Consider the following 21,645-nt stretch of genomic DNA (forward strand, 5'->3'; position numbering starts at 1 on the left):
GCGGCGGATTTTATGATTCGCGCAGGTCACGCCGTCGGACCGGGACTCGCGGGCGCCCGATGCGCCCGATCTGGCTGATCGATCGAGCACTGCACGCGCCCACATGGGGGCCGATCGTCCGGATGGCGGTACTCACAGTGGTTGTTTGCTGTGCCGCCATTCTCATGTGCCAGTCCGTCGGCGTGGTTTCCGCATGGACTTCGGCGGCGAGGCTGAAGCGCGACGCCCGATAACACACGCCGGTTGAAAAGAATACATGGTTGAGGCGTCGCGGCTGTTTTTCGTGGCGTCTCGCCGCATATTTCAGGCAGGAGAGGTAATGTCCAACGGGGGCAAGCTGGCGAAGAAGAAGGATGCGATCGCCAGCGTCATCCGGGACGAGATCATGGCGGGCCGCTATCCATCCGGCAGTATGCTGCCCAGCGAAAGCCAGCTGATCGAACGGTTCACCGTCTCGCGTACGCCGGTTCGCGACGCGATCGCCATACTCAAGGCCGAAGGCCTGGTCACGGTGCACCACGGCAAAGGCGCCGTTGTCCGCATGCGGCCGGAGTGGGTCGTGCGGTCACATCCACGCAAAATCATCGACGACGCCCCGCCGGGCAGTGGATCGTCCGACTATTTCGACCCCGATCTGGAGGGCTATCAATGGGATGTCGTCGGTGAACCCACAACCGAGTGGGTGCGGGCGAACGCCGGCCTGGCTCTGGTGATGGGAATCCGGGAAGGCGCTGATGTCTACCGGCACGACCAATTGCTGGATGACGGCCAGGGGCGACGGATGTTCCACCGCATGTACCTGCCGAGCGACACCATCCGTGACCCTCGGAAACTGGGCGACCGGCCGTACCGGAGCCCGACCCAGCTGTACAACATCCTTTCGGCTGCCGGGCACACATTGACCTGGCGGGAACATGTCCGCGCCGTGATGCCGCCTCCCGAGGACGCCGACCGGCTGCACATACCGTGCGCCACGCCGATGCTCGTCATCCAGCGAATCGTGGCGGCGCCCGAAGGCCATACGTTCGCGATGGAGGAAACCCGGATCAACGCGGAGAGCGCCAAGCTCGTCTACGACCTCGCGTGTGAGGCTTAGCGGCTGGGCCAGTTCTGCTGGTCACGCGACCAGGCGTCGAGCACGATCAGCGTCTTGGTCCCGGTGACCCGGTGGCTCCGGCGGATCTCGTCGATCCGCTCCTGCAGATGGGCCAGGTCCCGGACGCGCAGCCAGATCAGCGCGTCCGGGTCGCCCGCGATGGTGAACACCGCCTGGGTCTCCGGCATCGCCGTCGTCGTCTGCACGATCTCCGCCACGTTCGTGGTGCCCGCGAACCGCAGTTCGGTGAAGGCCTCGATTCCCCAGCCGAGCTTGGCATGATCAACTTGTACGGTGTACCCGAGGATCACGCCCGATTCCTGCAGCCGGTCGATCCGGCGCTTGACCGCCGCGATGGACAGCGAGACCCGCCCGGCGATGTCCGACAGCGTCCGGCGGGCGTCCTGCCGGAGCAATGCCAAGATCTCGTGGTCGGTGGGGTCAAGTTCGACATCCATGAGCGGTGACTGTACGCGGCGCGCAAAAAGTGTGCGCGGTTCCGCCAGGTGGGCGCGGGTTTTTTGCGTCTTTGTGGCGCTCAGGTGCCAGGGTTGTTGCGTCGCGCACGCGGGCGTTGTGTGGTGTGCGCAACACGCGTGCCAGGGAGGCCAGTCATGACCTTCACTCTCGAAGACCGCTATGTCCGTGAATCCGGGTCTGCCTATCTGACCGGGATCCAGGCGCTGGTGCGGGTTCTGCTCGACCGGATCCGGCACGACCGTGCCGCAGGCCGGACGACCGCCGCCTTCGTCTCGGGGTACTCGGGATCGCCGCTTGGCGGGTTCGACCTGGAACTGGGGCGCCGCAAGAAGCTGCTCAACGCGTACGACATCGTGCACCGGCCCGGTCTGAACGAGGAACTGGGCGCGACGGCCGTGATGGGCAGCCAGTTGGCGGCGGGCACGGGCACACAGCGGCCCGACGGCATCGTGGGCATGTGGTACGGCAAGGCACCCGGCCTGGACCGGGCCACCGATGCGTTGCGCCACGCCAACCTCGCGGGCACGGACCCGAGCGGTGGAGCCGTCGCGTTAGTCGGTGACGACCCGAACGCGAAGTCCTCGACCGTGCCGAACGCTTCCGAGCTTGCCCTGGCCGACCTGGAGATCCCGGTCTTCTTCCCGTCCGACTCGCAAGACCTGCTCGTGCACGGCCTGCACGCGGTCGAAATGTCGCGAGCGAGCGGTTTGTGGACATCGATGAAGATTGTCGCGAATGTCGCCGACGCCGCGGGAACCGTTGTCCTGCCGCACGACTGGACCGCTCCCGAACTGCCTGCCAACGCGTACAAGCACGTTCCGTCCGCGCATCTGCTCGGCCAGCAACAGGCTGCCTTGGAACGCAGCTTCTTCGACACGCGTGTCCCGTTGGCCATGGAGTACGTCCGTGCCAGCGGCGTGAACCAGATCGTCGAGCGCGGCACGACCGACATCGGCGTGATCACCGCCGGTAAGTCCTATCTGGACGTCCAGCAGGCCTTGCGCGCGCTGGGCATGTCCGGCCGGGTACGCGTGCTCAAACTGGGCGTGATCCATCCGGTCGAACCGCAGATCGTGCGTGAGTTCGCCAAGGGGCTCTCCGAGATCGTCGTGGTGGAGGAAAAGCGGGCGTTCGTCGAGACGGCCGTGAAGAACATCCTGTACGGCATGCCGGATGCGCCTCGAGTGCACGGCAAGCATGATCCCGACGGCAGGACTTTGCTGGCGCAGTCCGGTGAGTTGAGCCCGGAACAGATCGCGGGCGCGTTCGCCAAGCGGCTGCAGGGTTTCGAGCCGGTCCGTGCGTGGCAACAGCGGCGCAAGCGCGAACGGATCGCGGTGCCGTTGCTGGCCAGGACTCCGTACTTCTGCTCGGGCTGTCCGCACAACTCGTCGACGAAGGTGCCGGAGGGCACGCTCGTGGGTGCCGGGATCGGGTGCCACACCATGGCTTTGTTCATGGAGCCCGAGCAGGTCGGCAACGTCCTCGGCGTCACGCAGATGGGTGGCGAGGGCGTCATGTGGATCGGCATGAGCCCGTTCGTCGACTCGACCCACCTCGTGCAGAACATCGGTGACGGCACGTTCATGCACTCCGGCAGCCTCGCCGTGCGCGCAGCCGTAGCCGCGGGCGCGAACATCACCTTCAAACTGCTGCACAACTCCACGGTCGCGATGACCGGCGGCCAGCAGGCGGTCGGCGCGTTGCCGATCGAGAAGATCGCGTCGATGATGCTCGTCGAAGGCGTTCGCAAGATCATCATCACCAGTGACGAGCCCGATCGGGTCCGCAAACTGCCGCTGCCGCGTGGCGTCGAGGTCCGCCACCGCGACGACATGTTGCGCAGCCAAGAGGAACTGGCCGCCATCGGCGGCGTGACCATGCTCATCCACGACCAGGAGTGCGCGGCCGAGAAGCGCCGCAAGCGCCGCCGCGGCAAGGTTCCCACGCCCGCGGCCAAGGTCATGATCAACGAGCGGGTCTGCGAAGGATGCGGCGACTGCGGCGCGAAGTCCAACTGCCTGTCGGTGCAGCCGGTCGCCACCGAATTCGGCCGCAAGACCCGGATCCACCAGTCGTCGTGCAACGTCGACTACTCGTGCCTGTCCGGTGACTGCCCGTCCTTCCTCACCGTCATTCCCGGCAAGCGGCCGCAACACCGGGAGATTCCCGACATCGCCGCCTCCGACTTGCCCATGCCTGTGCAGGACGGCGAAGACTTCACAGTCCGGATCACCGGCATCGGCGGAACCGGTGTGGTGACCGTGTCCCAGATCCTTGGCACCGCGGCGGCGATCGACGGCAAGCACGTCCGGACCCTCGACCAGATCGGGCTCGCGCAGAAGGGCGGCGCGGTCGTATCCGACGTCAAGGTCACGGCCTCACGCGTTGAGCAGGCCGCGAAACTGGCGTCGGGTGAAGCGGACCTCTACCTGTCCTGCGACGCCTTGGTCGGCGCCGACCCGACGCACCTGGCCGCGGCGGACTCCGACCGGACGACCGCCGTCGTCTCAACAACGGAAGTGCCGACGGCCAGCATGGTCGTGGACACCGGTGTGTCCTATCCGGACGCCCACGATGTCCGGTCGGTGATCGACTCGGCGACTCGCCGGACGGTCTACCTCGACGCGCGAGGCCTGGCCGAGGCGCTGTTCGACGACGACCAGTACGCCAACATCCTCCAGGTCGGCGCGGCATTCCAGACCGGTGCGATCGCGTTGTCCGCCGACGCCGTCGAACAGGCGATCCGGCTCAACGGCACGGCGGTCGACCGTAACCTCCAAGCGTTCCGGCGTGGCCGCCAAGCTGTCGCCGACCCGGAGGCCCTTGCGGCGCTGCTGGTCGCGCCCGAGGTTGAAGCACCGATGCACCGGGCGACCGATCGGATCGCCGGAATCGTCGACGCGCCAGCGGACTCGGAGCTGGCCAGGCTGGTCCGGCTGCGTGTCTCGGACCTCATCGGCTACCAGGACGAGCGCTACGCCACCGAGTACGCGACCTTCGTCGAGCAGATCCGTGCCTCCGACACGGTCGAGGTCGCCGAGGCCGTCGCCCGCAACCTGTACAAGCTGATGGCGTACAAGGACGAATACGAGGTCGCCCGGTTGTCGCTTGACCTGTCCGGCGTCGAGGAGCAGTTCGGCGAGGGCGCCAAGGTCTCCTACCGGTTGCACCCGCCGGTCCTGCGCGCCATGGGGATGAAGCGCAAGCTCAGCCTCGGCCGCTGGTTCCGCCTGGTGTTCCGGCTGCTGGTCGGGATGCGCAGGCTGCGCGGCACCAAGCTCGATGTGTTCGGCTATGCGCACGTCCGCAAGGTGGAGCGCGAGCTGATCGGCGAGTACCGCGACGCTGTGCGCCAAGCAGACCCGGCCGTGCGGCTGGAGCTGGCCGAGTTGCCGGACATGATCCGCGGCTACGAGCAGATCAAACTCGACAACGTCACCGCCTACCGGGAACGCATGGCCGAGTTGCTCACGCCGGTGCGGACGCAGAGCCCGGTCGGATCGGCCGCTTAGTGTCACTTCAACGGCGATCGGCGCGATTTCCACGAACAACTTGGACCACGATGTCGAGAACGCCTCGCCAGGTTCTACGTCTCGGGTGACAACCCCGAGGAGGACACGATGAACAAGCAGGTCAAGCGCACTTCCGTGGACGCCGTCCGGACCGCGACCGGGCGTGACTGGGACGAGTGGAACGCCGAACTGGACGCCTGGGGAGCGACCGGACACAGCCACAAGGAGATCGTCGCCTGGCTGATGGACGAACGCGGCGTCGGCAGCTGGTGGGCACAGTCGATCACGGTCGCCTACGAGCAGGCGCGCGGGTTGCGATCGCCGGGCAGCGGACGGGACGGCCTGTTCACCATCAGCGTGAGCAAGACAGTGGACGTGCCGGTCGACGAGTTGTTCAAGGCGTTCATGCAGACGGCGGGTGAGGCGCTGCGGGAACGGACTTCCCAGCCTGGGCGGTCCGCCCGGTTCGACTGGGAGGACGGCCGGACGCGGGTCAACGTGGGCTTCGACGCGAAGGGACCGGGCAAGAGCGTTGTGGCCGTGGCGCACGAGCGGCTGGAAAGCCCGGAGGAAGCTGAGCGGATGAAGGCGATGTGGCGGGAGCGGCTCGCTACCCTCAAGGCCCACATAGCGCCGTAACCGGTTTACACTCCGTCCGCTCGATTCGAGAGGGGGAGCGCGTGACCTTTCCACCGCCACCGCCGCAGCAGCCTGGTGATCCGAACCAGCAGCAGCCGTACCAGCAGTTCCCGCAGACACCGCCGTACCCGCAGCAGGGTTACTACCAGCAGCCTGGCTACCAGTACGGATACCCCGGCCAGCAGCACATCGGTCCGCAGTTCCTGCCGCCGGAGGCGGGCACGCAGTACGCCCGCTTCGATCCGGTGCAGCCGGTCCGTGTGCTGGCCAACCCTGGGCGCAGGCTGGTCGCCAGACTGATCGACGGACTGATCCTCGGCGCGGTCATCGGTGGCCTGGCCGCCGCCATCGCCGGTATCACCAACGGCTTCGGCACTCGCCGGCCGGACGAAGCGGCGAACGTGATCGGGATCGTGCTGCTGGTCATCGTGGGTCTGGCATGGCTGCTCTACGAGCCGTTGTTCAACACGTTGAAAGGCGGCACGCCGGGCAAGCTCGCCATGGGCATCCGGGTGGTGCGTGTGGCGAACGCGGAATACCCGGGTTTCGGTGCGGCGCTGGGCCGTTTCCTCATTGCTCCCGTGTTCGCCATCGTGCCGCTCGGTGGTTTGCTGAACGTGTTGTGGTGCCTATGGGACCGTCCGCTGTACCAGTGCTTGCACGACAAGGTTGCCAGCACTGTGGTGGTGCACAAGGAAGGGGAAGCCTCGCACTACGGCAACGTGTAGAGCAAGCGGTTGGCGGTGTTCGGCCGCAGTCCGCAGAGCTTGTCCTTGGTGGAGTGGGCGATCAGTGCGGCTTCCACTTGAGCCGGTGTGGCGGTGGGGTGCGTTGCCAGGTACAGGCCCGCCCCGCCGACCGCGTGCGGCGTCGAGAACGATGTCCCGGTCAGCGTGTTCGTTGCCGTGTCCGAGGAGTTCCAGATCCCGGTGATGTTCACGCCGGGAGCGTGCAAGTCGATCAATGGGCCGTAGTTCGACGCGGTGTGCACGCAGTCGTTGATGTTCGTCGCCGCAGTGGTGATCGCTTCCTTCACTCTGGCCGGTGAGAAGTTGCCCGCGTCGCTGGCGGAACTCCCCGCCGCCACGCCATAGGTCACGCCGGACGCGATCGATCGGCGAACGGCGTCGTCCAACGCCTGGTTGGCGGCACCGCCGAGGCTAATGTTGGCCACCGCGGGCTTCTTGGCGTTGCGGGTGATCCAGTCAAGACCGGCGATGACCGTCGACATGCTGCCCGAGCCGTTCGCGCTGAGCACCTTCACCGGCACGAGGGTGATCTTCTTGGCCACGCCGTATTTCGTACCGCCGATGATCCCGGCGATGAACGTGCCGTGTCCGTTGTCGTCGTTGGGATTCCCGTCGTTCTCAACGAGGTCCACACCCGGCGCCACTCGGCCAAGCAGATCCGAGTGCGTGCGCCGGATACCGGTGTCGAGGACGTACGCGTGCACGTTGGCCGCCTCGGTCACCCACCTGTATTTGCCGTCGTAGGGCAAGTCTCGTTGGTCGATACGGTCGAGGTTCCACGGCGGGTTGAGTTGTTCGCCGTACGCGTGGACCTCGGCATCCGGCACCACATAGGACACTGACTTGTCCCCTGCCAGCCTGCGCAGCTGGGATTGGGTCAGCGAAGCCGAAAAGCCGTTCAGAACGGTGTGATACGTGTGCTCAGCCCGTACGTCCAACCGGTTGGTCAGCGTGTCGATCCCGGCAGTCCCGTCGAGCACTACGATGTAGCGGTGCGCCGGTTCGGCATTCGCCTGAACCGGCGCGACCAAGGCGAGTGACAGCGCGGCGATGGCAGTTCGCTTACCGAATCCCATAGTCGACGTGTAGTCGACCCGATCGGGATGGGCAAGGTTCACCAATTGCCACTAGTTCACCGTTACAAAGGTACGGCTGCGTTCCAAAGCGAACAGGCCGAGTACGCAGATGCCGCCGATGGCAAGCAATCCGAGCCAGCCGGTGCTGGGGGACAGATCGAAAACCGTGCCGGCGAACAGGTTCCCGAGCATGATTCCGACACCCACAATGGTGTTATAGAACCCGTAGTGCGTGGCGACCAGACGGTTGCCGGACAACCGGACGATCGTGTCCATCTCGAACGGGAACACCACGGCTGTCCCCAAGGCGAGCAGCGCGGACGAGATCAGCAAAGCGGCGTCGCCCGGCACGGCCAATGGCGGCAGGAACGCGGACGTCAGCACGGCCGCACCGATCACGATCGACCGGCCGGGACCCCAGCGATCCCGGAACCACGCCGTGATCCGCAGCTGCCCTGCGATCGCGACCACGGCCGACACCACGAACAACGCCATCACCAAGGTCTGGGAACTGGCCTGCAACGGTAGCGCCAGATACACCTGGAACGACAGCACATTCGAGCCGACCATGACCAACGCGAACAGCATGAACGGCCGGTTGGCCATGACCGTCCGCCAATCGCCCAGCATGGTGCGTTTCCCAGTTTCGGCGGCATGACTGGGCAACGCGCGCAGTTGCAAAACAGTCAACATCGCGAAGACCGCCGCGGCGGTCAGACACGTCAGCCGGAAGTCCACAGTGGTCAATGCCAGTCCGACGAGCGGGCCGAGCAGGATCCCGCCTTGGTAGAAGACATTGAACAACGCGAACGCCTCCACCCGGCGCTCGCCCGCGTCCGCCGCGAGGTACGCGCGGACTGCCGGGTTGAACAACGCCCCGGCAAAGCCCGTCGCCGCCGAGGCGATGATCAACGCGGGCAACGAGTTCACCACGCCGAGCAACGTGAACCCGGCCGTCCTGAGTAGACACCCGGCGACGATCAACGGCTTGTACCCGAACCGGTCCGCGAGCGTCCCACCCAGCAGGAACATTCCCTGCTGGGAGAAGTTGCGCACGCCGAGGACCAGCCCGATCGCCCAGCCCGCCAGCGCGGGCGGCCCGGCGAGATAGCCGGCCAGGTAGGGCATCAGCATGTAGAAGCCGACGTTGATGGCGAACTGGTTGACCATCAACAGCTTGCTCGGCCGGTCGAACGACCGGAACTGCCGGATCACCGGGCACCGGCCAGTGGATCGCTGACGGCGGTGCACCTGGTCCACCGTTCGACGACTCGGTCCTGCGGGCTGTCGATGGTGTCCGGCTCGGTCGGCTTGGTGTCCAGCAGGCCGTGCTGCCTGCAGAACTCGTCGTTGTAGACCGTGTCGAAGTAGCGGTGCGGGCCGTCGGGGAAGATCGCCGCGATCCGGGTCTCCGGCGAGCTTGTCCTTGCCAGCCAACCGGAAACGAGTGCGACCGCGCCGACACTCCAGCCGCCGCTGGCGTGATGCGTGGACGCGAGCTTGCGGCACGTCCACACGGCTTCGGCCGGTGCGACCCAGTGCACTTCGTCGAAGGCCGCGTAGTCGACGTTGCTGGGGTAGATGCTGGAGCCCAGGCCTCGCATCAGCCGGGTGCTCGCGGGCTGGCCGAAGATCGTCGAGCCGATCGTGTCGACGCCGACCAAACGCATGTGCGGGCAGAACTCTCGCAGAACGCGGGCGATCCCGGCGGAGTGACCGCCAGTGCCGACCGAGCACACGAGCACGTCCACCCGCCCGAGCTGGGCGACGAGCTCCATGGCCAACGAGGCGTACGCGGCCACGTTGTCCGGGTTGTTGTACTGGTCCGGGCACCAAGACCCAGGGTTCGCGCGCATGACTTTCTCGACGCGGTCGCGGCGGGCTTGCTGCCAGCCGCCGGTCGGGTGCGGCTCCTCGACCAGTTCGACGCGTGCGCCGTACGCCGTCAGCAACCGGCGCACGATCGGCTCCATACCAGGGTCGGTGACCAGGGTGACCGGATGCCGGTACACGGTCGCGGCCAGCGCGAGGCCGAGACCGAGGGTGCCGCTGGTGGACTCCACGATCATGGCTCCCGGCTTGAGATCGCCGCGCTGGATGGCCTTGTCGACCATGTGCAACGCGGGCCGGTCCTTCATGCCGCCGGGGTTGTGGCCCTCGAGCTTCGCCCAGTAGCCACGGCCGTCCTCGTTGACCCACAGCACCGGCGTGTTGCCGACGGCGGTGGCGGGGGAGTGGCAGTTCGCGGCGGTGGTCAGCAGCTGGGCAGGGGTGGGCGCGGAAAGCCCGGTGTTGGTCAAAACAGCGTTCATCAGACCTGTCTCACAACGCTCAGTGGGGTAGGGGCGCGTAGCGGCCGAAGGCATGCGACATCACCACAGAGAGTCGTCTGTGGACTGCGCAGAGTTCCGGCCGGTTTCGCGGTCCCTCAGGTCCGCGCGATGGACAGATCAATGAGGACAGTGCGGCCGGTCCTGCTGCGCGGTTGGTCAACGCGTGCGGGGCCAGCGCCCGTCTCCTGCGGCTGGGTCTCGGCCGTCGCCGGTGTGGTGACCGGGATGGGAGCTGCAGTCGTTGGAACAGCGGCGAAATAGTCGTGTGAGTGCGGTTCTGTCTCATGATGACAGTGACCGTCGTGAGTGGACACAACGCCGTGCGACTCGGGATGGTCCTCCGTGTGCGGTGCGCACGAAGCGATCACGAGCCACAGGAACGGCAGCAGTAGGAGAATGGCCACCCGTCGTGTCCTCATCGTGATCTACGGTACCAGTCCGCAGCTGATCAGTCACACACGGTCAAAGCCATCCGTGCTCGCGTGCGATCCGGATCGCCTCGGCCCTGGTGGAGACGCCGAGCTTGTTGATCACCGCGGCGATGTAGTTGCGGACCGTCCCGTTGGACAGGTGGGTTTGTTTGGCGATCACGGCCACCGGTGTGTCGAACTCGGCGAGCCGGAGAACCTCCAGCTCACGCGGTGTCAGCGGGCACTCGGGCGCGGTCAGGGCGTCCGCGGCGAGCGACGGGTCGACGTAGCGATCGCCGCCGTGGACGCGCCTGATGACGTCGGCCAACGTGCCACCAGGTGATCCTTTGCGCACGAACCCCTTGGCACCGGCGGAAAGCGCTTGTTTCAGGTGCTGCGGCCTGCCGTGCCCGGTCAGGATGACCACCGCGCACTCCGGCGCGACCTTGATCAGCTCGGTGGTGACTTCGAGGCCGTCGAGCGCTGGCATCTCCAGGTCGACCACGGCCACGTCCGGCTTGTGCGCCAGCGCGGCCTCGACAGCTTTGCGGCCGTCGGACGCGTGGCCGACGACTTCGAGGTCCGGCTCCAGGTTCAGCAACGCGGCCAACGCGGTGCGGATCAGGTCCTCGTCGTCGGCGAGCAGTACTCGGATCACGGTTTTATCGAGGCTTCCAGTGTGAAGACGCCGTTCTCCTGACGGGTGCGCAGCCGTCCACCGGCCTCGGCCAGCCGGTCGGCGAGCCCGGCGAGCCCCGAACTGTGCCGATCGGCCGCACTGTTCCCGGCGCCGTCGTTGGCCACGGTCATCCGCACCTCCTCGCCCGCGTGTGTCACGTCGATCGTGCACCACTTGGCTTGGCTGTGCCGCAGCACGTTGGTGCTCGCCTCCCGCAGCACCGCCGCGAGCCGCGTGGCGATCGCCTGCGGCAGTTCGTTGTCCGGCCGCGTGATCGTGCAGCGTACCCCGGAGGACTGCAGCACGTCGGCGATCGCATCGAGCTGTTCGTTGAGGTTGACGGCGCGGTAGCCGTGGACGGCCTCGCGCATGTTCGTCAGCGCTTGGGTCGCCAGTTGTTGCACCTCGGACGCCTCTCTCGCCGACGCTTCGGCGTCGACCGGTGCGAGCTTCGAGGCGAGTTCAGCCTTGAGAGTGATCAGGGACAAGTCGTGGCCGAGCACATCGTGCACGTCGCGGGCGAACCGCAGCCGCTCCTCGGTCGCCGCGAGCTGCGCCTGAGCTTCGCGGCCTTTGCGGGCCTGTAGCAGCATGTCCCAGAGCCACAGGTGCGCGACGCTCATCGCGATCACGGCCGCGGCGATGCTGGCCACGATCACCAGCGCCGCGACCGGCCGGTCAGCCAGGATCCCAGCGGCTACGAAGACCGCCAACGTTATGGCTGTCGTCGGGACTCGCCCGACCTTGAGCATAGGAAGCGACCCGATGATCGAGCCGCCGATCCATGCCCACGTCTCCCACTGGCTTCCGCCAACCGGAGCTGTGAGGGGGAGTGTCAGGACTGAGGCGAGCCCGAAGGCGATCAGCAACCGTCGCCTGGCCTGCTCGCTGAGCCACGGCGTCACTGTGGCGTAGAGCGCGCCCGCTTGCGTCGCCGCGAAGGCAAGCACACCGATGGCCCCGAGCACGATCCATAGCGGACGTTGGTCACGCAAGATCCCGATCCCAGGCATGATCAGGCTGGTCAGCACGGTGACCGCCAGCGAGCCCAGCGTGACCGCCCTGGCCCGGCGCAACATCGGTTCCACCGGCAAGATGCTATTCATACCTTCAGCGTGGCGAGGCCCATGCGCAAATCCGATGTGCGGATGTCATCACTCGACCATGCACGAACCGCCGTGTCCACCTTTGCAGCACCCCGTGTCCACCATTCCGGCACCATGAAATTCCCCCGCCAGTGCCGGGATGTGCGTCTCGGTGTGCCGGAGTGTGTATTTCGGTGTGTTGGAGTGGTGGACACGGAGTAGGGTGGCGGCAGCCCTCGAGTGGATCAAGGAGGTGGGAACGATGATCACTGTGTCGATCATGCGCTCCCGCCTGGCTGTGAGGGCTTCGGGGATCTGACTGGGAGCGCGCACGCTTCTGCAGAAGGAATCCCATGTCTTTGACAATCCGGGCGTTGCTGCCCGGTGAAGAACACCTTTTCGACTCGCTGCCCGACCCCGGCCTTGTCGGGTTCGCCGCGTTCGGCGAGACCTACGCGGCCGGTGAGTACCGTCCGGAGTGGACCTGGATTGCCGAACGGGACGGCGTTGTCGTCGCGCGTGCCGCCTGGTGGGGTGGGCCGGAGGACACCGAGCCCAAAACACTCGACTGGTTCGACTTCACCGACGCGGACGCCGCGGTCCAGTTGTTGAAAGAGGCTCCGCTCCACGCGGAGTACTGGTTGCGGTTGCCGCCGAACTGGCGGGAGGACAAGGACATCCACGAAGCCGCGCTGACTCGGCTGTCCGCTGCCGAAGCGGCAGGGTTCAAGCGGCTTGTCGAGCGCTACCGCTATCGATGGACGCCGGACTGCGGCCTGCCAGAGCGGCCTGGCCGGCTTGACTTCCAGCCGGTCGAGGACGACCAGCAGATCTTCGAGGCGTTCCGGCAGATCAACCAGGGCAGTCTGGACGCGCACGTCCGCAAGACCGTCGAACAGTCCGGTCTGGATGCCTCCGCCCAGGAAGAACTGGACATCCTGCGCTGGCTGCCCAGCCCACGGGACTGGTGGCGGCTGGCGTACACGCCGTCAGGTGAGCTGGCCGGAATCTCAATCCCGGCACGCAACTACAAGAACCCGATCATCGGCTACATCGGTGTCCTGCCCGCGCACCGCGGCAACGGATACGCCTACGACCTGCTGGTCGAGGCCACGCACATTCTCGTCGAAAACGGTGCCGACCGGGTCATCGCCGCCACCGACCAGCCCAACTTCCCGATGGCCAGGGCGTTCGCCAAGGCGGGCTACCCGGTCAGCGAACACCGGATCGACCTGGCATAGACAGCAGTTCGACGCGGTGTACCAGGCGCGTGATGGGCACCGCAGGCACGCCGTCGACCATGTGCTGTGGCAACAGAGCCAGGCCATGGCCGGCGGCTGCCATCTCCAGCAGCCCAGGGACGTGCGTTCCTTCGTAGCGCAGAGCGGCACGGAAACCGTCCGTGCCGCTCGCGCTACGCAGCTGTGCCAACGGGATCGCTGACTCCGGTGCGTCGATCCATTGCGCGTCACTCAGATCCACGAGGTTGATCCGTTTGCGCCGGGCCAGTGGGTGATCGGCGGGAAAGACCACGACCAGTGGGCGTTCCGCGACGCCCACTGTGGCCAGTGGCGCGACATCCGGCAGGTTCAACGGATCGCTGGCCGTAGCCACCCCGTCGACCAGGCCAAGGTCGAGGGTTCCTTGTGCGACACCGGTCACCACGTCGGCGCGTGGCAGGACCCGCACGTGGTTGGCCGCGACGATGTCGGGCATGAATGCCAGCGGGGACAAGCCGACGACGAGCCGGTCCGGCGGTGCCTCGACCATCTTGGTGATCTCCGCCCGGGCAGCGTCCAGTCGCACCAGGATCGGTCCGGCGTGCTCCAGCAGACGCTGGCCTTCCGGCGTGGGCGCGACGGGACGCCGGTGCAGCAGTGCCGTGCCCAGGTCACTCTCCAGGGCGGCGATGTGTTGTGACACAGCGGACTGCGTGTACCCGAGTTCGTCGGCGGCACGGGAGAAGGAGCCGCAGCGGGTGACGGCCACGAACGTCCTCAACAGATGCGGATCCATGTGCATAAGTATCTCTAATGCAAAGTGCATGAATCATCGTTGGTGCTGAACTCGGTCGCCGGGTGAGGATTGCGGCATGACAGCACGACTCGCGTTGGTGGGGGACCGGTCAGCGGCGGTCAGATCCCACACCAGGATCCCCCTGCTGCTGCAAGGCCTGGACCTGGACGCCTACTGGATCCCGACCGAGGACGTCGACGAGGAACTGGCCGGGTTCGACGCCATCTGGCTGGTGCCCGGCAGCCCGTACCGGAGCGAAGCCGGTGCGGTGCAGGCCGTGCGAATCGCGCGTGAGCGGCGGATCCCGTTTCTCGGCACGTGCGGCGGCCTGCAACACGCCCTGCTGGAGTTCGCCCGCAACGTGTGCGGGTTGGACGTACACCACGGAGAAACCACCCCGGATGCCGACGATCTGTTGATTGTGCCCTTGACATGTTCGTTGGTCGGCCATGAGGGCACGATCGTGACAACCCCGGATTCGTTGGCGCACAGGATTCTCGGTGCCGTCCGGACCGTCGAGCGCTACCACTGCGCGTACGGCCTGAGCGAGAAGTACTTGCAGCCCTTGCAATTGCACGGCTTGCGCGTGACAGGCACCGACGAGGAAGGACAGCTCAGGATCGTCGAGCTCGACGACCACCCGTTTTTCCTGGCCACGCTCTTCCAGCCGGAATTGGCCGAAACCCAACCGCACCCGATCGTGAAGATGCTTGCCATAGCGGCACAGGAGCATGCCACTGTAGTCAGGTGACGACCCTTCCGGCGAAGCGTTCTGTCCTGCGTGACACCAGGTTCCTCCGGCTATGGCTGGCCGCCACCGCATCCACCGTCGCGACCTGGGCACTGCCGTTCATCCTCGGGCTTGCGGTGCTCGAACGGACGTTGACCGCGAGTGGTCTCGGCGTCGTCCTCGCGGCGCGCATAGCCGGATTCCTGGTGGCAGTGCCGATCGGTGGCGTGCTCGCCGATCGGTACTCGCGGCGGGCCATCGTGTTCTGGGCTGGTGTTCTGTCGCTTGTGAGCACGCCGCTGGTGGCGTTCGGCGGACTGCCCGTAATGGTCATTGCTTCGGTGCTGCTCGGCGCCGGGCAGGGTGCGTGCCGTCCGGCGTTCCAGGCGCTCACGGCCGAGGTCGTGGACGGTTCCCAGCGGCAGCAGGCGAACGCGGCGATGACGTTCGCCGTGCGGGTCTCGACCCTCGTCGCGCCTGGGGTGACCGCTCTGCTGGCGAACGTGGTGAGCACATCGGCGATATTGCTGGGAACCTGCGCGCTGTGGCTGATCGTCGCGCTCGTCCCGCCACGGGGAGCAAGCCAAACGCCGCGTGAGCGCGGCAAACTCCACCAGGAATTCCTTGATGGACTGCGGGAAGCGCGCAGGCACCCGTGGTTCCTTGCCGGACTCGGCGCGTTGGCCCTCACAGCCGCCGTGGGGCAGACCGCGATCGCCGTCGCGTTGCCGCTGGTCAGCCGGGACCGATACGGCACGGAATTCGTTCTGGCCGCGGGAACGACCGCGTATTCGGTCGGTGCCCTGGCCGGCGCGTTGATCATTGCGCGGTGGCGGCCACGCAACCAGGGCTGGGCGGCGTTCGGCGGCCTCGCCCTGTTCGGGTTCGCGCCGCTGAGCATGCTGTTTCCAGTGCACCCGGTCGTGATCGTGGCCGCCTTCGTCGCGGTCGGGATCGGCATCGAACTGTTCAACGTGCCGTGGTTCACCGCGATGCAACGGGAAGTCGAGCCGGACAAGCTGGCCCGCGTGTCCTCATTGGACTTCCTGATCTCCTACGGACTGGCCCCCGTCGGGCTCGCCCTGATCGTGCCGGCGATCGACGGGTACGGCTTGAGCGCGGTGCTCGCCGTGTGTGCCGCGATGTGTTTCCTCGCACCGGCAGCGGCCGCGTTGGTACCGAGTTCACGGCACCTGTCGGTCAAGACTCCGCGATCCGCTTGATGGTCCGCAGTCGACGGTCCCATTCGTCGGCGAGGCCCGCCATCCAGGTCGCGGTCGAGGCCAACCGATCGGATTTGACCGAATAGCGCACCTCACGGCCGTGCCGCCCGCCGTCGACCAGGCCTGCCTGCTGCAGCACGGACAGGTGTTTGACGATCGCTTGCCTGGTCACCGGGACGTCGGTGGCCAGTGTGGTCGCAGTGGCCTCGCCGCGGGTGGCGAGGGCGTCCAGCAGGCGTCGACGGGTCGGATCCGCTAGCGCCGCCAGCACCTCGTCGACACCGTTGGTCATCATCCGCTCCCGTCAGGCCTCGACGTACGCCCGCAGTTCGTCGAGTTCACGGTGCCATCCTTCCGTGTTCTCCTTGACCGCCAGTTCCTGATCCCCGCTAAGCGCGGTGAAGCCGCTCTCGATGACCCGCAGGCGCGTTCCGTCGCCGTCCTCGGACAGGGTGAACTCGACCAGCGTCTGGTTGCCCGGTGCGGGATCGGTGTCGGCAGGACGAGCCCACCAGTAGGAGAACCGATGCGGCGGCTCGACGGCTGCCACCTTGCCGTGGAACCGTCCGTGCGGCGCCCAGCCGAAGACGATCGCGCCACCTGGCCGCAGGTCGACTTCGGCCTCATCGCCGAACCACTCCTTGATGTGCTTTTCCTCGGTCAACGCGGCCCACACCTTGTCGATGGACGCGGAGATGGTGATGTCGCGCTGAATGGTGTCGGAAACCATGAACCCTCCTCGGTTGATATGCAACCCAATAGTTGCACATCGCACCGCTATGTGCAACCGGTGAGTTGCACGTCGGAAAGTGCGTGCACGCAAGATATGCTGCGGAAATGAGCGGACTGCGTGAACGCAAGAAGATCGCTACCCGGGAGGCCCTCAGCGCTGCGGCGCTGCGGCTGGCGCTGGAGCGTGGTCCGGAGAACGTCCGCGTCGACGATATCGCCGAGGCCGCGGGCGTGTCGCCCAGGACGTACAACAACTACTTCTCCAGCCGTGAGCAGGCCATCGTCGCGGCGATTGGTGCCGAGCGTGCCCACGGGATCGCGGATGCGCTGCTCGCGCGCCCGGCCGAAGAGTCCCTGGCCGAGGCGGTCGTGGCGGCCATCGCTGAGCAGTACACCAGTGAGCCGGCGGGTGACGCGCTCACGTTGATCACCACCGCGCCCGCGTTGCGGGAGGAGTACGTCAAGACGGTCCTGTCGATCGAATCGCCCCTCGCATCCGCCATCGCGGCCCGGACCGGCGTCGACGACGAACTGGCCACAGCGGTGCTCGCCGCGGCGATCTCGGCGGCGGCCAGGGTCGCGGTTGAGCGATGGATTACTCGTACGGAGTCAGGTCTTGTTGTCGTGCCCGCGATTCCATTGGCTGATCTTCTGCGGAATGCGTTGTTCCACCTGGCTCCGGCAATGGATGCGCTTGTTTCACGGGAGCGCTGAACCCCACTCAAAAACACGGCAAGCAACATCGGACAACTCAAGAAGCCTTGCGAAGCCACACCCGGCGTGGATACTCTCGGCCGGGACGTGCGGGAGGGACCTGTTCTCTGGGGTGAGAGGTGGGTCGTCCAGGTGGACAACGAAGTTTTCCGGTCATTCAACGCGGTGCCGGGCGTGTGCGCGGCGCAGGTTGATGCGCGCGGAGTGGTGGTGAAGGCCAGCCAGCAGCTCTACCGGCGGCTCGGCTGTCACCCGGACGACCTTCGCGGACGGTACTTCATGGACGTCGTCCGGCGTGACGGGCTGCGCGGCGAGACGATCATCGTGATGGTCGAATCCGAGCAGGAGCGCCGGCCGGAGACCACTGGCGGCGGCACAAAAAAGATACTGACCAAAATGGACTCGCGGATTCTCGAAGGTGTCGCGGCGGGCGTGTCGACGGCCAAACTCGCGGTGATGGTCGATCTCAGCCGTGGTGGCGTGGAATACCACGTGACGAATCTGCTGCGGAAACTTCGCGCCCCCAATCGGACTTCGCTGGTGTCCAAGGCTTATGCGGAGGGGATTCTCGAGGCGGGGACGTGGCCGCCGAAGGTGGTACCCGACTTCGTGAAGTAGGTTCTGCGGGCATGCCGCTGTTCTCCTTCGAAGGCAAGAGCCCGCAGGTCCACCCGTCCGCCTGGATCGCACCCACGGCCACCCTGGTCGGTGACGTGATCGTCGAAGCCGGCGCTTCGGTCTGGTACGGCGCGGTGATCCGCGCGGACTTCGGCCGGATCGTGATCCGTGAGGGCGCCAACGTCCAGGACAACGCGGTCATCCACGTCGGCCCGAACGGCTGCTCGGTCGGCCGCGGCGCGACCGTCGGGCACCTCTGCCTGGTCCACGACTGCGTGATCGGTGACTACGCCATCGTCGGCAACGGTTCGACTGTGCTGGATGGTTCGCGCGTCGGGGAACGGGCCATGATCGCGGCCGGGTCGACGGTGACTCCGGCTTCAGAGGTCCCGGCCGAGGTGATGGCGATGGGATCGCCGGCCAAACGCCATATCCCGCTCACCGACAGCGCGCGCGAGTGGATCGACACGAATCCGTCGCTGTACCAGGAGCTAGCCCGCCGGCATGCGGCGGGCATCGCTGAGGTGTGACGGTCAGCCCTTGTCGAGGACTTCACGCAGCTTGGCCGCGAACGCCTCGGGCTGACCGGCGTATCCGAACTCCTCGCCGAGGAAGCCGCCGTGGTGGCTCGGGAACACGGTCACCTCCTGGCCGAGCAGTTCGGCGGTGGCGACCGCGGTGCGTCCGGTGAAGACGTCCTTGGACTCCTCACCCACGGCGATCACCACGCGCGTCGAGGCGGTGGTCAGCGCCTCGACGTCGGGCCGGTACTGGACGATGGCGATGGCCCGGTCGGACAGCAGCGGGTCGTCACGCTTGCCGTCGTCCTCGGTCGGCATCCCGAACTGGGCGGGATCGGCTGGCGGCTGGGCGAAGTACTCGTCGGTGAACTCGCCTTTCCACGCCGTCATGCCGATGAAGGTCGCCATCCCGGCGCCGAAGCCCTTGGCCTGGTACGCCTCCAAATACCCGTTCAGCGCGCGTTCGGCTGCGGGCGCGTCGGGCAGTACGTGGATGAGCGGTGGCTCGTGCGCCACCAGCGTGACCACGTCACTCGGGTACGCCGCGACCCACGCGAGCGCGGTCACCGCGCCACCGCTGCTGGCGAACACCTCAACCGGGCCCGCACCGAGCGCCTCGACCAGAGCGTGCAGATCGCCTGCCTGGACTTCAGGTCTGCTGTCGACCCGGCCGTCTTTGCGGTTGCTGCGGCCAAGCCCACGCGGGTCGTACGTGACCACTGTGCGGTCAGGGAAGTACGAGGCCAGCCGGGTGAACCCGGTGGCGTCCATCGGCTGGCCGATCATGAACAACAGCGGCCGTCCGTCCGCTGTCGGCAGCGGTCCGTGCAGGTCGTACGCGAGGTCGACCTCGGCGGTTTCCAGGATGTGCGTCGTCACCATGACAGTAAGACCCTTCGAGTGTCCCAAACTCATCGGACCCTACGTCAGTGATCAGTCCAGACCTGACAACTCCGGTGAATTGCTCCGGCCGGACAGCGACAAGGACGCATTCTGCTTGGAAACGCGGATCGCGAGGACGACGAGCACCGCGACGGCGAAGATGGGATAGCTGCTACCTGCTATCTGCTGCAGCGCGTCCCAGCCTTGCTCGCGATTGACCGTGTTCGGCCACCACCAGTGCGCCGACAGCGAGAACACCACCAGCCCGGCGGCCGCGAGCACCTTCGAATGCCAGGCGAGTGCCAGCAGCAGCGGCACGCACCAGACCCAGTGGTGCGACCACGAAATAGGCGAGACAAGCAGCATGATCAGCGCGTTGATGCCCATCGCCAGCGCGACTTTGCCGTCCGCGAGCACAGTGCGCATCGCGAAGATGCCCAGCACGAGCACCACGGCGCACAACCCGATCCAGACCACGCTGCGCAGCGGCGGTTCCCCGCCGAGCCGGAGCAGCACGGCCAGAATGGACTGATTTCCGGCATATCCGGCACCGACCCGGTCACTGCCGAACATCGCGCCTGTCCAGAACTTGACCGAGTTCTCCCACGAGATCAGCGCACCGATGACGCCGAACGCGACGAAGGACAACACAGCGGTCACCGCGGCCCGGAAATCGCGCCTGAGCAGCAGGAACAGCAGGAAGGCCAGCGGGGTCAGCTTGATCGCCGCGGCCAGCCCGATCAGCAGGCCCCGAGGCCAGCGCGGCGACTTGACCAGCAGGTCGAGCACGACCAGCGCCATCAGGAAGATGTTGACCTGGCCGAAGAAGATGTGGTCCCGGACCGGCTCGATGAACAGCGCGAACGGCAGCAGCGCCGCGGTGAGCCACCAGGGGTTCGACGCGCCGATCGACCGCAGTACCAGGACGATCACGAGGGCGACCAACGCGATTGTCAGCAGCGTCCACAGCGCACTGGCCACACCGAACGGCAATATGCCGAGCGGCGCGAGGAACGCGGCCGCGAACGGCGGGTACAGGAACGGGAGGCTGATCCCGACCTGGGTCTCCGGCATCCGGCCGTAGAGATCGCCGCCGTCCCACCAGACCTTGAGCCCGATCCGGTAGGCGTCGATGTCGATCCGGTAGACGTCGAAACTCAGGCCGCCACCGGGAGTGCGGGCGGTCAGCATCCACAACAAGGCGAACAGATTGAGCGCGGTCACGACGACGACGCCGAGCGCGGTTGGTCGCCCAACGGCCCGTAGCAGGCTCAACGTGTGTCCCCCCGACCCTGAATGCAAGTCACCTAACCCGTGGCTTCCAGATCCGTGCTTTCCCTCTACGAGGAATAGATGCCGTAGCGGTGCAAAAGGTTGGTTCAGGTGAGCATGATCATACTCGGATCACACACGCCCAAGACCGTTGTCGAGGGTATCGGACGGGTGAGATGCGCTTTCACGCACGGCGTGGTCAGCTGCCGCGGACCGCGCGGACGGTCGCGGCGACCGGGCTGAGCATGAGCCAGGTGGGCAGGCTGCGGATGACCCATCGGGCACCGGTCAGGCCGATGGATCCGGCCTTGACGGCGTCAAGCAGTTCGATCTCACCCTCCCACATGCGGTAGAGGGTCGGCAGGTCGGCGCTGAGCACGGCGTCGATGTCGAAGCCGGGGTCGGTGTAGCAGATGGAGGCGTCGCCCGGCTCGAGCACGAGCCAGAACTGTCTGCGCCGGTCGGTGACGTCGATTTGGATGACGGCGCGTTTGACCAGCTCACTGGTGTCGATGCGGCCGTGCATCCACCACATCAGCACCTCGGGATCCAGTTCGTAAGGCTGCGGGTCGCCGAACGCGTACCGTGCGCCCCACTCGCCGAGACTGAAGACGATCGGCCGAAGGTCCGTCCCCGCTTTGGTGAGCGCGTAGCCGTCGTCGGTCCGCGTGACCAGGCCGGCCTTGTGCAGCTGGCGGAGGCGCTGGGCGAGCAGCGCCCGGGAGATCCCGGGCAGGCCGCGTGCGAGCTCGTTGAACCGGGTGGAGCCGATCAGCATGTCGCGCACGATGAGCAACGTCCACCGGTCGCCGAGCAACTCGACGGCGCGGACGATCGGGCAGTACTGGGCGTAGGTCCGCATGTTCATATGTCGT

Annotated in this window: 22 protein-coding genes; 10 read left to right on the plus strand and 12 right to left on the minus strand. The window is 66.5% G+C overall.

Translation table 11 applies throughout. The features are described 5' to 3' along the window. Positions 1-319 precede the first annotated feature (319 nt). Positions 320-1,096 (plus strand): GntR family transcriptional regulator, encoded by a 777-nt coding sequence (locus B9C43_RS02875; protein WP_051894702.1) that lies wholly within the window; start codon positions 320-322, stop codon positions 1,094-1,096. On the opposite strand, the gene B9C43_RS02880 is transcribed toward B9C43_RS02875, so the two are convergent. Next, entirely contained in the window at positions 1,093-1,554 is a 462-nt protein-coding gene (locus B9C43_RS02880; protein ID WP_033379881.1) for an Lrp/AsnC family transcriptional regulator, read from the minus strand. The genes B9C43_RS02875 and B9C43_RS02880 overlap by 4 nt on opposite strands. 156 nt (positions 1,555-1,710) lie before the next feature. On the opposite strand from B9C43_RS02880, the gene B9C43_RS02885 reads away from it, so the two are divergent. The 3 genes from B9C43_RS02885 (at position 1,711) to B9C43_RS02895 (ending at position 6,458) form a co-directional block, all read left to right on the plus strand. Further along, on the plus strand, positions 1,711-5,091 hold the full coding sequence (locus B9C43_RS02885) for an indolepyruvate ferredoxin oxidoreductase family protein (RefSeq protein WP_084424450.1): 3,381 nt from the start codon (positions 1,711-1,713) through the stop codon (positions 5,089-5,091). A 108-nt stretch (positions 5,092-5,199) separates the two neighbouring features. Next, positions 5,200-5,730, plus strand: coding sequence for a DUF4287 domain-containing protein (locus B9C43_RS02890; protein ID WP_084424451.1), 531 nt, complete (start codon positions 5,200-5,202; stop codon positions 5,728-5,730). Positions 5,731-5,771: 41 nt separating this feature from the next. Then, entirely contained in the window at positions 5,772-6,458 is a 687-nt protein-coding gene (locus tag B9C43_RS02895) for an RDD family protein (protein WP_160096271.1), read from the plus strand. Here the strand turns inward: B9C43_RS02895 and B9C43_RS02900 are convergent. The 5 genes from B9C43_RS02900 to B9C43_RS02925 all read right to left on the minus strand — a co-directional run bounded on the left by B9C43_RS02900 (position 6,443) and on the right by B9C43_RS02925 (position 12,083). Beyond that, the gene (locus tag B9C43_RS02900; RefSeq protein WP_084424453.1) at positions 6,443-7,555 is read right to left on the minus strand and encodes a S8 family peptidase; all 1,113 of its coding nucleotides are present in this window, start codon (positions 7,553-7,555) and stop codon (positions 6,443-6,445) included. The genes B9C43_RS02895 and B9C43_RS02900 overlap by 16 nt on opposite strands. Positions 7,556-7,606: 51 nt before the next feature. Next, entirely contained in the window at positions 7,607-8,725 is a 1,119-nt protein-coding gene (locus tag B9C43_RS02905; protein WP_084425551.1) for an MFS transporter, read from the minus strand. Between the two features lie 41 nt (positions 8,726-8,766). Continuing rightward, positions 8,767-9,867 carry a PLP-dependent cysteine synthase family protein gene (locus B9C43_RS02910; protein ID WP_084424454.1) on the minus strand — a complete coding sequence of 367 codons (1,101 nt, stop codon included), beginning with the start codon at positions 9,865-9,867 and terminating at the stop codon, positions 8,767-8,769. A gap of 483 nt (positions 9,868-10,350) precedes the next feature. Further along, the gene (locus B9C43_RS02920) at positions 10,351-10,956 is read right to left on the minus strand and encodes a response regulator transcription factor (RefSeq protein ID WP_084424456.1); all 606 of its coding nucleotides are present in this window, start codon (positions 10,954-10,956) and stop codon (positions 10,351-10,353) included. Continuing rightward, positions 10,953-12,083, minus strand: a complete 1,131-nt coding sequence (locus tag B9C43_RS02925) for a sensor histidine kinase (RefSeq protein WP_200825407.1) — start codon at positions 12,081-12,083, stop codon at positions 10,953-10,955. The genes B9C43_RS02920 and B9C43_RS02925 overlap by 4 nt, the downstream gene beginning before the upstream one ends. A gap of 332 nt (positions 12,084-12,415) precedes the next feature. On the opposite strand from B9C43_RS02925, the gene B9C43_RS02930 reads away from it, so the two are divergent. Continuing rightward, positions 12,416-13,303: a GNAT family N-acetyltransferase gene (locus B9C43_RS02930; protein ID WP_084424457.1), complete on the plus strand. Its 888-nt coding sequence runs from the start codon at positions 12,416-12,418 to the stop codon at positions 13,301-13,303. On the opposite strand, the gene B9C43_RS59560 is transcribed toward B9C43_RS02930, so the two are convergent. Then, the gene (locus tag B9C43_RS59560; protein ID WP_084424458.1) at positions 13,275-14,078 is read right to left on the minus strand and encodes a LysR family transcriptional regulator; all 804 of its coding nucleotides are present in this window, start codon (positions 14,076-14,078) and stop codon (positions 13,275-13,277) included. The genes B9C43_RS02930 and B9C43_RS59560 overlap by 29 nt on opposite strands. 76 nt (positions 14,079-14,154) lie before the next feature. On the opposite strand from B9C43_RS59560, the gene B9C43_RS02940 reads away from it, so the two are divergent. Continuing rightward, on the plus strand, positions 14,155-14,829 hold the full coding sequence (locus B9C43_RS02940) for a CTP synthase C-terminal region-related (seleno)protein (RefSeq protein WP_084424459.1): 675 nt from the start codon (positions 14,155-14,157) through the stop codon (positions 14,827-14,829). Further along, positions 14,826-16,031 (plus strand): MFS transporter, encoded by a 1,206-nt coding sequence (locus B9C43_RS02945; protein WP_143446058.1) that lies wholly within the window; start codon positions 14,826-14,828, stop codon positions 16,029-16,031. Before B9C43_RS02940 ends, B9C43_RS02945 begins: the two co-directional genes overlap by 4 nt. Here the strand turns inward: B9C43_RS02945 and B9C43_RS02950 are convergent. Continuing rightward, on the minus strand, positions 16,009-16,323 hold the full coding sequence (locus tag B9C43_RS02950) for an ArsR/SmtB family transcription factor (RefSeq protein WP_084425553.1): 315 nt from the start codon (positions 16,321-16,323) through the stop codon (positions 16,009-16,011). The genes B9C43_RS02945 and B9C43_RS02950 overlap by 23 nt on opposite strands. Positions 16,324-16,335: 12 nt before the next feature. After that, complete coding sequence (locus B9C43_RS02955; RefSeq protein WP_084424461.1) at positions 16,336-16,761, minus strand: SRPBCC family protein; 426 nt, start codon at positions 16,759-16,761, stop codon at positions 16,336-16,338. A gap of 107 nt (positions 16,762-16,868) precedes the next feature. On the opposite strand from B9C43_RS02955, the gene B9C43_RS02960 reads away from it, so the two are divergent. From B9C43_RS02960 to B9C43_RS02970, 3 genes are all read left to right on the plus strand, one after another. After that, positions 16,869-17,477, plus strand: coding sequence for a TetR/AcrR family transcriptional regulator (locus tag B9C43_RS02960; RefSeq protein ID WP_084424462.1), 609 nt, complete (start codon positions 16,869-16,871; stop codon positions 17,475-17,477). Positions 17,478-17,609: 132 nt separating this feature from the next. Continuing rightward, positions 17,610-18,095: a response regulator transcription factor gene (locus B9C43_RS02965; protein ID WP_051894694.1), complete on the plus strand. Its 486-nt coding sequence runs from the start codon at positions 17,610-17,612 to the stop codon at positions 18,093-18,095. Positions 18,096-18,106: 11 nt separating this feature from the next. After that, positions 18,107-18,625: a gamma carbonic anhydrase family protein gene (locus B9C43_RS02970; protein WP_084424463.1), complete on the plus strand. Its 519-nt coding sequence runs from the start codon at positions 18,107-18,109 to the stop codon at positions 18,623-18,625. Between the two features lie 3 nt (positions 18,626-18,628). On the opposite strand, the gene B9C43_RS02975 is transcribed toward B9C43_RS02970, so the two are convergent. The 3 genes from B9C43_RS02975 to B9C43_RS02985 all read right to left on the minus strand — a co-directional run bounded on the left by B9C43_RS02975 (position 18,629) and on the right by B9C43_RS02985 (position 21,632). Next, positions 18,629-19,498: an alpha/beta fold hydrolase gene (locus B9C43_RS02975; protein ID WP_200825408.1), complete on the minus strand. Its 870-nt coding sequence runs from the start codon at positions 19,496-19,498 to the stop codon at positions 18,629-18,631. Positions 19,499-19,549: 51 nt separating this feature from the next. Next, positions 19,550-20,773, minus strand: coding sequence for a glycosyltransferase 87 family protein (locus B9C43_RS02980; protein WP_084424464.1), 1,224 nt, complete (start codon positions 20,771-20,773; stop codon positions 19,550-19,552). Between the two features lie 196 nt (positions 20,774-20,969). Next, on the minus strand, positions 20,970-21,632 hold the full coding sequence (locus B9C43_RS02985; protein WP_033379865.1) for a winged helix-turn-helix transcriptional regulator: 663 nt from the start codon (positions 21,630-21,632) through the stop codon (positions 20,970-20,972). Between the last annotated feature and the right edge of the window lie 13 nt (positions 21,633-21,645).

Origin of the sequence: Kibdelosporangium aridum, assembly GCF_900176515.1 — a bacterium.
In the GTDB taxonomy this organism is placed as follows: Bacteria; Actinomycetota; Actinomycetes; order Mycobacteriales; family Pseudonocardiaceae; genus Kibdelosporangium; species Kibdelosporangium aridum.